Source organism: Pseudovibrio sp. W74, from assembly GCF_001623085.1.
Taxonomy (GTDB): domain Bacteria; phylum Pseudomonadota; class Alphaproteobacteria; order Rhizobiales; family Stappiaceae; genus Pseudovibrio.
Window position 1 is genome coordinate 254,874 of record NZ_LMCJ01000057.1, and the last position, 14,260, is coordinate 269,133.

Sequence of the window (14,260 nt, forward strand, 5' to 3'; positions counted from 1 at the left end):
GGCCCAGCAATACAAAGGTGCATTCTTTGGCTGCTCGAGGGAGAACTTTGATGGAGAAACTTGTGGCAACAGCAAGAGTACCCCAGGAGGAGCAGAAGCCCCGGGACAGATCGTAACCCGTCACGTTTTTCACCACGCGTCCGCCTGCCTTGAAGATCTCGCCACGGCCAGAAACAGCTTCCAGACCAAGTACATGGTCGCGTGCTGCACCCGCTTTGAGACGGCGCGGACCAGACAGGTTTGTTGCCAGCACACCGCCAATGGTGCCTGCCTGATTTGGGCCACCCAGAACTGCACTTAGGTCTGCTGGTTCAAATGGGAGTTCCTGATTGTGCTCCTTCAAGAGGGTCTGAACGTCCGTCAGTGGCGTGCCTGCCTTCACAGTGAGCACAAGTTCTGCCGGCTCATAGTCGATCACGCCGGAGATGCCGTCAACGCGCAAAGTATGCGCGGACTGCACCGCCCTGCCCCAGTTGCACTTGGAGCCGCTGCCGATTATTTCCAGCGGAGTTCGCTCGGCGGCGGCCCATTTGACGACCGCCTCCAGCTCGTCAGCTGTTGTTGGGTGGAAACCCTCTCCCATGGTTTCGTCCTGTTCTCTTGTCTTAGGATCACGCTCTAAAAGCGTGGAATATCCGGGAATGGCAGTTGGCCCTGATGAACGTGCATGAAGCCGAGTTCTGCACAACGGTGCAGGACCGGGAACACCTTGCCCGGATTGAGAAGCTGCTTTTCATCAAACGCACACTTCACGCGTTGCTGCTGTTTCAGGTCATCCTCAGAGTACATTTCTGGCATGAGATCGCGTTTCTCAATGCCGACACCATGTTCCCCTGTGAGGACGCCGCCTACTTTTACGCAAAGACGCAGGATGTCTGCGCCAAAGGCTTCAGCTGCGGCCAGTTCGCCCGGCTTGTTGGCATCATAAAGGATGAGTGGATGCAAGTTTCCGTCACCTGCATGGAACACGTTAGCGACGCGTAATCCGTGTTTTTCGCTCAGCTCCTGCATTTCCTGCAGGACTTGTGGCAGAGCTGCGCGCGGAATGGTGCCATCCATGCACAAATAGTCCGGCGAGATGCGACCAACTGCAGGGAAGGCAGCCTTGCGCCCTGCCCAAAATGTGTTGCGCTCTTCTTCTGACTGAGAGACGCGCAAGTAAGATGAGCCATTCTTTTCCGCGATTGCGCTGACGCGCTTGAGCAAGTCATCAACTTCAGCTTCAGGGCCGTCCAGTTCCACGATCATGAGGGCGTCAACATCCAACGGATATCCGGCATGTACGAAGTCCTCGGCAGCATCAATTGCGAGCTTGTCCATGAGTTCCATGCCACCGGGGATGATGCCCGCTCCGATGATTTCAGCAACGCACTTGCCAGCTTCCTCTGAGGTTGGGAAGCCGATGAGTGCTGCACGGGCTGTTTCCGGTTTTTGTAGTACGCGGACAGTGACTTCAGTGACAACTGCGAGCAATCCTTCGGAGCCTGTGAGCAGGGCCATCAAGTCGTAGGCCTCAGAATCCAGATGTTTGCCGCCGAGGCGGATCACCTCTCCGGTAATAAGGACAATTTCCAGTCCCAACAGGTTGTTGGTGGTCAAACCGTATTTGAGGGAGTGCACGCCGCCGGAGTTTTCTGCGATATTACCGCCAATGGAACAGGCGATTTGGGAGGACGGATCAGGAGCATAATAGAAGCCATCCTGCTGTACAGCCGTCGTAATCCCCAGGTTGGTTACACCCGGCTGGGTCACAACTGCCCGGTTTTCCAGATCTATTTCCAAAATCCGATTAAATTTCATCATGGACAGCAAAACGCCGTCTTCCAACGGCAATGCACCACCTGACAGGGAAGTTCCGGCACCACGAGGCACCACTTTTACATTATTGTCATAGCAGTACTTGAGCACTTGCGAGACCTGATCTACGGTCTCAGGCAAGACCACCACAAGCGGCAGCTGGCGGTATGCCGTCAAGGCATCCGTCTCATAGGGACGCATCTCGATCTCATCGCAGATAACACCTTCTCCACGCACGATTTTTTGCAAATCAGCGACGATTTTGGAGCGCTTTTTTAGTGTTTCCTGTGACGGTTTTGGCATTGCGATCGCTGCCATCAGGCCTCCCTCCTGAGTTGTGGTTTGAAACTATATTTCCAAGCCACCAACCCAACCGTACTTACTGAATACAATAGCTGAGACTCTCATAATTTTTGCAAAGATAAAAGCCGCATTAAGTCTATTGTCGCCCACAAAACAACGGCTTCAGTTTTTGGTGAGTTTGACTCAAAGCAAGTTATTTTCAGTCGTTTATGCTTATGATCAATTCCGTCCGCGACAATATGCCGTAACAATATATACGAAGGTAACGTCGAATCTGTGGGAACTACCCCATGAGTTAGACTATGTTGTTCTCTATTCGCGGTTATCTCTTAGGATATAGTGGGAAGGATAAAATATGAAGCAGTTTGGCGTCGTTGCAGCGCTTGCATTGCTGTTGAGTTCCGGTGCGGCATTCGCTGAAGGCGATGTTGCTAAGGGCGCAAAAGTTTTCAAAAAATGTAAGGCTTGTCATGCTGTTGGTGAAAAAGCCAAGAACAAGGTAGGACCTAAACTCAACGGCATCATCGATGCTGGTTGGGGTGAAGTCGAAGGCTACAAGTATTCCAAGCCTCTTCTGGCAGGTAAAGAAGAAGGTAAAGCTTGGGACGCAGCTACCCTGGACGCATACCTTACAAAACCGAAGAAAGTTATCCCGAAAGGTAAGATGGCTTTCGCTGGTCTTAAGAAAGAAACTCAGCGTCAGGACGTTATCGCGTACCTCGCTCAGTTCAATAAAGACGGCTCCAAGAAATAATTGGATTCCAGAGATTCTAAAGATCGGGGGTCGCAGTTCTGCGGCCCTTTTTTATTGCTGCTATGTTGGTGAGTGGCTTAAGCCTTGCGCACCATCTTGTTTGCAAGGATCGGAATGCCGTTATAATCGGTCATGAACTCGCTGGTAATGACAAAACCAAATTGCTCATAGAGCCGCTTGGCCGGCAGGTTGGATTTAGCGACATAGAGAGTTGCCTCCCCCTCAGTCCTCTCCAGCATGTGTTGCATGAGCGTTCTACCGATGCCCTTGCCTCTGCCTTGCGGGTGGACGAACAATGACCTGAGATCAGCTCCGTCCTGAGCTGCATAAGCCAGCATTTTCTCTTCTTCATAAACTGAGATTTGCGACGTGATTAGACTCGTATACCGCTTGGGGTCCTGATCAAGCGGAAGTAATTCAAACCGCTTATCTTCATAGGCAAACTCATCAAGTTTGGACTTCGCGTAAATGTCTAGCACAGCTGGAAGGTCTGCTTCCTGATACGGCCTGATCATCATTCAACTCTTTCTAAGTATATATGTTTTTCGATTCCCTCATCTTTTGATGGCAGGCAATTGAGGTGACTTTGTGCGCCTGCTTTTGATTGTAGTTTAGTACAGTCAAAATGCAGAATAAAACTCGGTCATTTCATGTAAAAAGGGATGCGCGGAGCATCCCCTTTTGCGTCAGCTGTAGAACTGATTAAGCCAGTTCTGTGAAGATTTCGCCTTCCGGTAGACGGGATTTGGGGAGGGCGGCGTTGAAGTCGCTTTCATGACGGTGACCCAGGGCAATCAGAGCAACTGCGCGGTAGCCTTTTTCCTGAAGGCCAAACTCTTCGTTAAGCGCGTCAACGTCCACACCCTCAATCGGCACAGCATCAATCCCCAGCGCGCCTGCGCCCAAAAGGATGGTTCCCATGTTGAGGTAGACCTGTTTTTCCATCCAATGGTCAGCGTCTTTGAGCTGGTCGCGATGAATACCCACAAAGGTGGCACGGCCTGCTTTGACTGTCTCTTTTACAGCTGGGTCAGCGAAGCGTTTGTCTTGTTCTTCGGCTTCCAGCAGGCGGTCCAGATACTTATCAGAGATGTCCGTTCTTACGCAAAAGACGATGACATGGGAGGAGTTGAGCACCTTACCGTTATTGAAGGAGAACATGCCCTGCGTTCCCTTTGAAACGCGCTCACGTCCTTCTGGGGTGTCTGCAATAATAAAGTGCCAAGGTTGTGAGTTCACACTTGATGGGCTGAAGCGAAGCAGGGATTTAATATGATCAAACTGCTCTGCGGAAATCTGCTTTGATGGATCAAATTCCTTGGTGGAATAGCGGCTCAGCGCGACGTCTTTCAGGTTCATGCTCATTTTCCAGTTTCTTATTTAAGTGATGTTCTGACCGGAAGATAACCATTAGTTTTTTCTTAGCAAGTACGCACAGAAAATGCACATAGGCACAAGATGTATACTATAGGCTCCGTACCCGACGCCTGATAAAGCATTGAAGTCCCCTTTGAATTGTGGCAGGCAGGTTGTAGCGATTTCATTTATGCATTGCTCAGAAACTGCAGGACTTCTCCTCTTATGGCCCGACCAAGACGCCCCAAATACAAGAAGGATGCCCGGGTCGGATTGTTTGTTTCCTGCACTACCAATCTCTTTCGCCCGTCTCTCATAAAAGCTGCAGTTCATTTGCTCGACAGAGCTGGTTATGAGGTTGAAGCGCCCAGCATTCAGAGTTGTTGCGGGCTTGTGTCGCTGCGTTCCAATGAGCTGGAGGATGCGCGAGATATGGCGAAGGAGGTGATTTCTCAGTTTGGTCATTATGACTATGTGGCTGTGCTTTCTCCTTTTTGTGCCAAGGTGTTTGAACGGGCCTACGCGCCGCTGCTTTCCGAGCAGTCTGAAGAACTCATGAAGATCACCGCCAAGTTTACGCGTAAGTGTTTTGAAGTCTCTGATCTGTTGCTGGCTGCGCCGGAGTTTGGGCAGAGCTTGCAAGGCTTTGCAGGTAAGGTCGCGTTTCTGGATGTGTCAGACGCGCCAAATCTATTTGGCAGTCAGGTCGCTTCCCGCACTCTGCTGGGTCAGATGGAGCAAGTGGGCGTTGTTGACCTGCCGCAGATCTGCGCTTCCCAGGTCAAAGGCGCTCCAGAGGGAACGATCTCCCCTGAACTGGGTCCAGGTGATTTGAGCGGTTTGCTGCATGCGGTGCGCTCCTGTGGGGCTGGTACGCTTGTCTCGACAGATCTGGCGCTCCTGATGGAGCTTTCCACCCATTTGCGCCGCTATGGGTCTGCTATTGAACTCAGACCTGTTTTAGAGGTTCTGGCAGGTGATACCCAGTCCATGCCGATTGGCTTGAGTGCTCGTGTGATGGCAGGTCAGTCCATCCTCTGATTCCCCTAGGTCGTCACCGAACCTTGCGCAGGGATTGTGGTTCCCGGTGCTGCTTGTGAAAAACACAAATTCTGCATGACGGGAAATACTGCTTAAGGCCAGTGATTTGCCTCTTAAATCCATTAAATTCCTCAGAATGCCCTTACAAATGTTGTAGTTCTGCGTATTGCTGAGTAGTGTGCGCGGCAACTGGCCAAGGCCATGGTCCGGCTTTGTTGCCAGTTCACAGTGTGAGGCACTTTGTCTCCCCTATCTGCTGTTACACAGGAGCCTATAAAAATGGGAAAGCTCAAGCCGGGCGTCATCTTTGGTGAAGACTATAAAACCCTGATTGAAGCATGCCGCGAAGGTAAGTTCGCCTTGCCTGCGGTCAACGTTGTTGGAACGGACTCCATCAACGCAGTTCTTGAAGCAGCAGCTGCAAACAATACAGATATTATCGTTCAGCTCTCCAACGGTGGTGCGCAGTTCTATGCCGGTAAAGGCATCAAGGACAGCTTCCAGGCAAAAGTGCTTGGGGCAGTTGCTGCAGCTCAGCACGTGCACCTTCTGGCAGAGCATTACGGTGTTGGCGTTGTGTTGCACACCGACCATGCAGACAAGAGCCTGATCCCTTGGCTGGAAGAGCTCATCAAACACGGTGAAGCATTCTACAAGGCAAATGGCAAGCCACTGTTCTCCTCTCACATGCTGGATCTTTCTGCAGAAGACATCGAGTTTAACCTGTCTGAAAGCGAACGCCTGCTGAAGATGATGGCTCCGCTGGAAATGAGCCTTGAGATTGAGCTGGGCGTGACTGGTGGCGAAGAAGACGGTATCGGTTCTGATGATGACATCGGTGCAGACAATCCGAAGCTCTACACCCAGCCTGAAGATGTTCTGCAGGCTTATGACCGTCTGAACCCGCTTGGCCATTTCTCCGTTGCTGCGTCCTTCGGAAACGTGCACGGTGTTTACAAGCCAGGCAACGTGAAGCTGCGCCCTGAAATTCTGCGTGAAAGCCAGAAGCTGGTCAGCGAAACTCACAGCCTTGGTGCAAACCCGCTGGCACTTGTGTTCCACGGTGGATCCGGTTCTGAGAAATCCAAGATCACAGAGAGCCTGAACTACGGCGTGTTCAAGATGAACATCGACACCGATACACAGTTCGCCTTCTCTGAAAAGGTTGGTGCGTACGTGGAAGCAAACGCAAATGCTTTCAAATACCAGATCGACCCGGAAACTGGTGCCCCAACGAAGAAGGCTTACGACCCACGCAAATGGCTGCGTGAAGGTGAGCTGGGCATTGTTGAACGCCTGAAAGAAGCTTGCGAAGACCTGAACTGCGTTGGCAAGAGCCTCTGCCAGTAAGCTGACTAGATTTTATAAGATTGAAGAGCCCGGTGCAGACGCGTCGGGCTTTTTTTTATTTGTCCACTTATGCTGGGACGCAGTGCATTACGTTTCGTGGAAGGTTACACCGCACTGTGGGTGCTGGCAGAGCCAACATCTAGTAGTTAACCTGTTCTAAGCTGATTAAGCCATCGTGCTCTCACCATCTAAAAACAGGATCGGTACGCCGAGGTTTTTGGCTACTTTTTCGGCGTGTTCCATGAAGATCTGGTATTTTTCTTCCTTGGTCAGGGCCTTTTTGCCTTCAAATTCCTGAAACGCAATTGTGTCGGGTGAAGGTTCAGCGTCTATGAGGAAAATACCATTGATCTTGACAGGCTCAGTTGCGTCTACACCTTGTTTATGCTGAATGCCGTCCTTGGATGAAACAATCACTTCGTTATGCGCATAGTAGGTGTTGTCCATCAAGTCATCAACGTTCTGCTGACGTTTGTCGTACTGGTATCTGTCCAGCTCATTCTTCAAGTAACCGTTGCGAACGTGGTCTGGCACATCAAGAAGCTTTTCATTTTGCTCTTGTGTGACATTGACCATTCTGTCCTTTTTATCTTTGCGTCCAATGTTGAGTTCACTCATAAGATCATCAGGACTAGAGACCAGAACGTTTTGTGGCGGGACATCCAAGATGACGCCGAAGGCGCCGTAAACAAAGCATTTTTCGTCTGTCACGACAGACGTACAAATGGCATCCTTGTTCTCCAGATACTCAGCTCCCTGAGCAGAGAAACAACCCTTTTGATTGATAAAATCATCCATTGAACCTGTTCGAACGATGAACTTGAAGGGTGCTTTGCAGCCGCCTCTTTTTTGGAGATCGAGCCTTTCGGAAGGATCAGAGAAGTTCTCTCTGTTCCAAGTCTTAAGAAAAGCCTTCGTCTTCTCATCCGGCTCAGCTTTGACCAGCTCGACTTTATGCTCCTGAGTCTTTTTTCGCATAAATGCAGCAGCAAGTTTGTCGAGTTTGTCGAGTTTGTCGAGTTTGGAAACATGTGGGTTTTCGCTAGCTCCGACGCCAGTAACTTCGGGCAGAGCATGCAGCCAATCGACTTCCTTCTGATAGTTCTGAAGCGTCTTATTGAGTTTCTTCAGGATCTTGTTCGCAGCATCCACCTGAAAGTCTGCGCAAAGCGTCTCTGCTTCACTAATCAGGCCGTTGGCTTCCTGATCAAGACTGAGGAATTTCTTGTGCTTTTTGCTCGGGATTTTCTTAGCAATGGCAAGGCTGTCAACAATAGGTAACTCGAGTGCCAGTTGCGCGAGGTCTTCTTTCACCCAAGGTAGCTGCGCCTCTAAACCTATCTGGTTAGATTTGGCAATTGTAATGAGTTGCTCCATAGAGGCGATGTTCTCTTTAACCTTTGTGATCCTTGCCTGTGCGTTTTGAGTTTTGCGGCCTTTAAAATCCTTCTTCGCACTTGCAATACCTGAGCGAGCGGATTGACCTGCCTTTTTGAATGGTGAGAAGACTGCGCTTTGGTGTTTCACGAAGTCCATGTTTGCAAAGAGAGCATCGGCTGTCTTCTCTATGGCAGCAAGTTCTTCTGATGGATCAGCGGGAGCGCTTGTCACCTCAACCTGTTGTTGTATGCCCTCTTGCTCACCTCCCTCTTCAGCAAGATTCAGGTTTAAATGACGGGCCATATCATGAGCCCATTTATGCTCTTGTTTGCTCAGTTTTTGCAGGGGCATCAATTAACTCCAAAGCATGCCAGGCTGCCTCCCACACCCCAATTTCAACGAGGCAAACACCGATGTTTTCACGCTTTGCGCAGACTACTACGTGCCCAAAAATGAAAACTTTCCAGAATTTACGTATTTTCCCATAAATTGGAGCTAATTGGCGCTCTAATGCACGAGGATCTCAACGAAGCTGTCACTCGATCCACTCAATCGACTGTCCGTGTGGTCCAGTCCATGCACGAGGGATTCCATTTTCGCAAAGGAGGAAGCGACCAGAAGGGGGAGGCGCGGAGACTTTCTTTGCAAACAGAGGAAGGACACCGGGGGCTTCGTTGGAGATCCAGTGGGCATTGGAGTTGAGCATTAGATCAACGAAGGTTTCGCGCTTAGACGTGTCGCGGACATAGTAGAGGACGGCGCTATGGAAAACGACGGGTGTGGTTCCTGTTGGGACTTGCTCCAGCAGAGCAGGTAAATCGGTGAGAAGATCGCCTTTAACAAGTTGGAGCTGCTTCTGTCTGGCGACGGCGATGGCTTTTCGCAGGCGATGTAAGCGAGCTTCCTGACCCGGCCAGATAAGAGTTTGCAGCCATTGAACTGTATCATCATCCTCAAGGTTCAATGGGTTCAGTTCCAGTCCGGCACGCCAGGTTACTTTTGGTAGTTCAATTGGTAATGGGACATTTCCTTCCACCAGACAGTGCAACACCGGTGTATCAGGCATATTTGACGCTGGGGACAACACGTGTGCACCACTGTTGTAATTGTAGGCGTAACAGTCTGGTAGCAGGCAGAGACCAGCGGAGGCACCAACCTCAATGAGAGCCACGGGTTGAGGCAAGCGTGCGAGCAGTGGAAGGAGAGCAGCGCAACGGCCGGTTTCATTGGTCTGCGTGCTGCGGTTCATCATCTCATGTTTGATTGCTGTACCATGATGCTTCAGCGTCTCATCAAGCTCCCCTACAGCAGGGACACGGCCTGTTACCCATCTAATGGCAGCGAAGAGAAGGTTAGGTTGTTGCTTGGTTTCGGGCAATGCCATCAGGAAATCGTGAAATACTGGAGAGCTTGCGATATGGGTTGCCCATTCCTCATAAATCGGAGAGTTGCCTCTAGCTTCATTGGAGGCGAAACCCAAGTATCCGTGTTCAATTGGTGCAGATAATACAGTCATGAAATTCCCCTTAAAATATAAGGGAAGACTAAGCTGGATGTGCTCTTTGAAGCAAATGGGACCTAGGTGGGATGTTTTTCAAAAAAACCTCGTGCCGCCAACGTTGGGGGAAGGCAGCACGAGGGGTGCTGAGAGGCCTTTAACTTGGGTCTGCCAGCAGGTTCTTTTTGATGTGGGCCAGCTCTTCGTCAGAAATGCCCAATGCTTCGCGGCGGTAGGTGTCAAAGCTGCCGTAGTCTTCTTTCACCGCTTGTAGAGCAGCCGTGATCTGCTCTTTATGTGCACCGAAAGCCGGGCGGAGAGAATGCGGGCCGTCTGCGACTAACTTGCTCAGTTCATCATAAGTGTAGAGATTGGTGGTAAGGTAGTCGCGCATGACGTCTTCTTCAGAAAAACCCAGAGACAACATCAGTACGGCTGCCACATAACCGGTGCGGTCTTTGCCCCCTGCGCAGTGGAACACCAATGGGTAGTTCTGTTCTTCCAACAACACATGCATGAAGCGGGAGATCTGCGGTGTAAACTTACGGGCGAAGTCCTTATAGCGATCAATCCGGGTGTTGTAGAGGTCTACATTATGGTCTTTCAGCAGTTGGTCAATCTCATCAAACTTACCGCTGAACCATAAAGGGCCAATTTGCGAGGCTACATCTAAAGGCATGATTTTTTCAACGTCTGCCGGGTCTGAGCCAATTGGCAGATTGATGTTGAAGTCTACTGTTGAAATATGTTTGTTCGGGTGTTTCTCCAACTCATCCGGAGCGCGCAGATCCACGATGGTCTCAATGCCCAATGCACTGAGTTTTTCCTGATCAGCTTCTGTCAGGCTGTCCAGTTGGTCAGAACGGAAGACTGTTTGCGGCTTTAAAGCCGGGCCATTTTTCGGCGTGGTTAGTGGGCGAAAGTTCTCCAGTTTTTCGATTGGTTTCATAACCTTGATGGCATCGCAATTGGAGGGGATGTCAATTGGCAGTTTGGTTTCGCACGGCATCGTTTCTGCCATGGCGAGCCCTGACGTCATGAGTGAGCCAATCATTGTTGCGGTTGCCAGCCCGATTATTTTTCGCATGGTCATTCCTCTCAGTTTGCAAATTTGGGTGACATAAAGATCAGTTTGACCTATGTAGTAAAGTTGAACTCCATCAGAATTTCAGATCGTGTTGAGGTTGGATGCCCAGTGTTGACCAGTTGGAAGCGTTTGTGACTGCCGCAGAGTTAGGGTCTTTCTCTGCTGCTGCACGACGGTTGGGTAAGGCTCAATCCGCTGTAAGTGCTGCAATTTCCAATCTGGAGATTGATCTTGGCTCCGATCTTTTTGATCGCAGCAGTTACCGTGCAGAGCTGACTGTCTCCGGTGTTTCCTTACTGGATTATGCAAGATCTATTTTGCAGAGCAGGCAGGACTTGCTTGTGAAGGCTGGCGCCCTTAGTGAAGGGGCAGAAGGCAGCCTCAAAGTGGTGTTTGAGTATGGGACCTATGTTTCTGAGATTAATCAGGTTTTTCATGATTTCGACAAGCAGTTTTCGAAGGTAGAGTTGCATGTCCAAACCACCTCTTTTGGTGATGTATTTTCCAGGCTGACGGAAGAGAGCGCTCAACTGGGGATTATTATCGAGCGGCACCCCTACAAGGAAGGCTACCATTTCCGTGGGCTTGGATTTGAGCGCCGGATCCCGGTTTGCCACAAGGACCATCCTCTCGCCGAGCTGAAAGAAGTCCGGTTGGTGGACTTGCGCGGGTACAGACAGATTATTTCTGAGACAGAGACTGACCGAAACTCGCCTGAGTTTTCACGCCAGAAAGGACCGCATCTGCTGATTACAGATAATCCGCGCGTGGCACACACCATGGTGCATGGCGGTGTGGGCTGGGCAGAGTTGCCTGCGCAGATGGTGGATGATGAGGTGAAGGCTGGTGCGCTGAAAGAGCTTTCCTATGATTTTCAGCAGAATGCTATTCTCAACAAGGTCTCTCTTGTCTGGGGCAAACAGCAGGCGCAAGCACCTGCCTGTAAATGGTTGATCAACCGGATGTGCCAGCTGCACCAGAAGACTTGGGTATAGCGTCAGCGACCTTCTCAAAATACATCGCAAGCCTCTTTGTGCGTCTTTATCAGCTCTTCTACAAACACCCTGGTCTTGGCTGGGCGAAAGCGGCTGTTTGGGAAGAGCGCGTAAATTCCACCTTCCTTATGGTGCCAGTCCGGCAAAACCCGTTGCAAGCGACCTGATGCCAGATCTTCGCGAACCTGAAAGGACGGGAGGAGACATAGACCGCCGTGACTGAGCGCACATGCGTGCGAAGTCAGTGTGTTCCAGACTGTGATCGGCGGATTTTGGAGTACAAATTGCACCTCCTCCCCTTCAGCTGTTCGCCACGATATTCCCGCAGGTAGCTTGCAGTGGTAGATCCAGTCTTTATCTTGCAGATCGGTTGGTGTGGAGACCGGTCCCATCGCTTCAACATATTGCGGTGAGGCCACAGTAAACTGCTGGAAACTGCCTATTTTCCTCGCGATAGCAGAGCTGTCTTCTAACCAACCAACGCGGATGGAGACATCTATTTTCTCTTTAAGCTGGTCCAACTTTTCATCCGTGAAGACCGCATTGACCCTGATTTTTGGATATTTTACCCTCAATCGCATGAGCGCTTTGGCGACAACGCACTGGCCATAATCTTCTGGCGCTGTCACTGTGAGCAAACCGCTGGGAACCTCTTGTTCATGCTGGAGTTCCTGCACCGCTCGTTCTGCCTGATCGAGAATTTCTGCGGCGTTTTCATAAAACCGCTGCCCTGCTTCTGTCACTTGAAGAGAGCGTGTTGTGCGCACCAGTAAGGCTGCGCCGAGCTCTTCTTCCAGTTTTGCGACTTGGTGACTGACGATGGCTTTTCCCAGGCCGAGCTTTTTCGCTGCTGCGGTGAAGGAACCACTTTCGACGACTTCAGCAAAATGGCGGAGGCGGTTGAGATTGTAGAGGCTCATATTATTGTCTCTATTTTACAGACAGTATGTCGAAATTATCTGTATTCTACAGATAGTCAAGTTGTCCTAGGTTCCCCCGCAACAAGGAGAAACTTATGACGCACTCATTCCTCTACATCTACGATCCGCTATGTGGGTGGTGTTACGGTACAACTCCCAGACTGGCGGACTTGGCGAAGGACTACGAGGTTGAGATGTTACCAGCGGGCTTGTTTAGCGGTGCTGGAGCTCGCCCTCTGGACCATTCTTTTGCATCTGATGCATGGGCCTGTGACCAGAAGATTGCGAGGCTGACAGGGCAGACATTTAGCCGGGCCTATCAAAGCCAGATTCTAAATGGTGAGAGACAAACGCTAGACTCAACATTTGCGACACTTGCCATGACAGCATGTTCAATCGTGGAACCTACGAGAGGGCCAGAAGCGCTGAAGCTCATCCAAGATGCCCGGTATGTGGCCGGCAAAGACATCACCGACCTTTCCATCCTGCTGGATCTGCTTTCCGATGCAGGCTTTGTGGATGCTGCCACTCTGCTTCAAGACCATATGACGTCTGTTGAGGCGGAGACTTCACAGCGCGTTACTCATGGACAGGTGATTTTAAGCCAGATGGGTGCGCGTGGTGTGCCAACACTTGTTGCAGACATGGTCGGTGAGCGCGTGCTGCTGCCTTCTGATTTGCTTTACGGCTCTTACGAGCAACTAACGGAAGCTTTGAACAACTTCTTTCACAGCATTCAGCAGGACACTCCTGCTCTTTAACCCCAAGGAAACCAAATGATAAAGTCTTTTGCTCTTGCTGCAAGCCTTGCAGCAACCGCTACTCTTGCGCCTGTTGCTACCTATGCTCAGGATACTGCTGCCCTCACCTTTGAGGTCTACAATCCGAGTGATGAGGGTTTGTTCCCAGTTACCTCGGTGTTGATTGAAGGCCCAAAGGAAGCTGTTTTGGTGGATGCCCAGTTTCAGCGCCGCGATGCCCGGAACTTAATTTCAATCATTAAGGAAAGTGGCAAGACGCTGACATCGATTTACATCAGTCACGGTGATCCTGATTACTATTTCGGTCTGGATGCGCTTCATGCGGCCTTTCCTGATGCGAAGATCGTTGCCACGCAGCCGACGGTAGAGAAGATCAAAGCCACCATTGAGGGCAAGTTTGCTTATTGGGGACCGATCCTGAAAGATGATGCACCACAGGAGTTGATCGTTCCTGAGGTCATTGATGGCAACAGCTTTGAGGTGGATGGAACTCCAGTTGAGATTGTTGGTCTTGATGGACACGACCCATCCCACACCAGTCTTTGGGTTCCTTCAGAGCGTACTGTGGTTGGCGGCGTGCTGGTCTATGACAACTCTCATATATGGCAGGCTGATAATCCGACCTCAGAAAAGCGTGAGGACTGGCAAAAGAGCCTTGATGATCTTCTTGCTCTGAACCCGAAACGTGTGATCCCTGGGCATTTTCTTGGTAACACCAACAGCCAGACGGTGGGTTCTATCGCCTTTACCAAGGCCTATGTGGCTGCGGTTGAGAAAAATGCCGCTCTTGCAAAAAACTCTGATGAACTGGTGACGCTCATGAAGACAGAGTTTCCAGCACTGGAAGAGCGCAGAACCAGTGACCTTGCTCTTGGAGCCAAGGTGGTGATGGGCGAGATGAAATGGCCTGCTGAATAATCGAAGGCTTCAAGCCCTCGCAGTTTTCTGCGGGGGCTTCCCTGTCGTTGCTTCTAATTGAGCTACTGAGGCACAAGCACATTTCTTGCTACTCGCCTTT

At 50.6% G+C, this 14,260-nt stretch carries 14 protein-coding genes; 6 read left to right on the forward strand and 8 right to left on the reverse strand.

All coding sequences use genetic code 11. The features are described from left to right. Together PsW74_RS30020 and PsW74_RS24120 are read right to left on the reverse strand one after the other, a co-directional pair. Positions 1–583: FAD-binding protein (locus PsW74_RS30020; RefSeq protein ID WP_244277900.1), on the reverse strand; the 583-nt coding region annotated here is incomplete at its 3' end. A gap of 35 nt (positions 584–618) precedes the next feature. Beyond that, entirely contained in the window at positions 619–2,115 is a 1,497-nt protein-coding gene (locus PsW74_RS24120) for an FAD-linked oxidase C-terminal domain-containing protein (RefSeq protein WP_063287139.1), read from the reverse strand. A gap of 340 nt (positions 2,116–2,455) precedes the next feature. Here PsW74_RS24120 and PsW74_RS24125 point away from each other — a divergent pair, with 340 nt between their 5' ends. Beyond that, the gene (locus tag PsW74_RS24125) at positions 2,456–2,854 is read left to right on the forward strand and encodes a cytochrome c family protein (protein WP_057463750.1); all 399 of its coding nucleotides are present in this window, start codon (positions 2,456–2,458) and stop codon (positions 2,852–2,854) included. Between the two features lie 77 nt (positions 2,855–2,931). Here PsW74_RS24125 and PsW74_RS24130 read toward each other — a convergent pair whose 3' ends face one another. Together PsW74_RS24130 and nfsB are read right to left on the reverse strand one after the other, a co-directional pair. Further along, positions 2,932–3,372, reverse strand: a complete 441-nt coding sequence (locus tag PsW74_RS24130) for a GNAT family N-acetyltransferase (RefSeq protein ID WP_063287138.1) — start codon at positions 3,370–3,372, stop codon at positions 2,932–2,934. Positions 3,373–3,556: 184 nt separating this feature from the next. Then, positions 3,557–4,213 (reverse strand): oxygen-insensitive NAD(P)H nitroreductase, encoded by a 657-nt coding sequence (gene nfsB, locus PsW74_RS24135; RefSeq protein WP_063287137.1) that lies wholly within the window; start codon positions 4,211–4,213, stop codon positions 3,557–3,559. A gap of 222 nt (positions 4,214–4,435) precedes the next feature. On the opposite strand from nfsB, the gene PsW74_RS24140 reads away from it, so the two are divergent. Both PsW74_RS24140 and fbaA read left to right on the forward strand, forming a co-directional pair. Beyond that, a complete protein-coding gene (locus PsW74_RS24140; RefSeq protein WP_063287136.1) occupies positions 4,436–5,251 on the forward strand; it encodes a (Fe-S)-binding protein in 816 nt (271 codons plus the stop codon). 279 nt (positions 5,252–5,530) lie between these two features. Further along, the gene (fbaA, locus tag PsW74_RS24145; RefSeq protein WP_063287135.1) at positions 5,531–6,601 is read left to right on the forward strand and encodes a class II fructose-bisphosphate aldolase; all 1,071 of its coding nucleotides are present in this window, start codon (positions 5,531–5,533) and stop codon (positions 6,599–6,601) included. Positions 6,602–6,766: 165 nt separating this feature from the next. Here the strand turns inward: fbaA and PsW74_RS24150 are convergent, their stop codons facing one another. From PsW74_RS24150 to PsW74_RS24160, 3 genes are all read right to left on the reverse strand, one after another. Further along, a complete protein-coding gene (locus PsW74_RS24150) occupies positions 6,767–8,332 on the reverse strand; it encodes a hypothetical protein (RefSeq protein WP_063287134.1) in 1,566 nt (521 codons plus the stop codon). Between the two features lie 184 nt (positions 8,333–8,516). After that, positions 8,517–9,497 carry a DUF2332 domain-containing protein gene (locus tag PsW74_RS24155; RefSeq protein WP_063287133.1) on the reverse strand — a complete coding sequence of 327 codons (981 nt, stop codon included), beginning with the start codon at positions 9,495–9,497 and terminating at the stop codon, positions 8,517–8,519. Positions 9,498–9,636: 139 nt separating this feature from the next. Beyond that, positions 9,637–10,566 carry a tyrosine-protein phosphatase gene (locus PsW74_RS24160; RefSeq protein WP_208988129.1) on the reverse strand — a complete coding sequence of 310 codons (930 nt, stop codon included), beginning with the start codon at positions 10,564–10,566 and terminating at the stop codon, positions 9,637–9,639. A gap of 101 nt (positions 10,567–10,667) precedes the next feature. Between PsW74_RS24160 and PsW74_RS24165 the strand changes: the two genes are divergently transcribed. Beyond that, entirely contained in the window at positions 10,668–11,561 is an 894-nt protein-coding gene (locus PsW74_RS24165; protein WP_063287131.1) for a LysR family transcriptional regulator, read from the forward strand. 14 nt (positions 11,562–11,575) lie between these two features. Here PsW74_RS24165 and PsW74_RS24170 read toward each other — a convergent pair whose 3' ends face one another. Further along, complete coding sequence (locus tag PsW74_RS24170; protein WP_063287130.1) at positions 11,576–12,481, reverse strand: LysR family transcriptional regulator; 906 nt, start codon at positions 12,479–12,481, stop codon at positions 11,576–11,578. Between the two features lie 95 nt (positions 12,482–12,576). Here PsW74_RS24170 and PsW74_RS24175 point away from each other — a divergent pair, with 95 nt between their 5' ends. Beyond that, positions 12,577–13,242 (forward strand): hypothetical protein, encoded by a 666-nt coding sequence (locus PsW74_RS24175; RefSeq protein ID WP_063287129.1) that lies wholly within the window; start codon positions 12,577–12,579, stop codon positions 13,240–13,242. A gap of 15 nt (positions 13,243–13,257) precedes the next feature. After that, a complete protein-coding gene (locus PsW74_RS24180) occupies positions 13,258–14,160 on the forward strand; it encodes an MBL fold metallo-hydrolase (RefSeq protein WP_063287128.1) in 903 nt (300 codons plus the stop codon). Positions 14,161–14,260 lie beyond the last annotated feature (100 nt).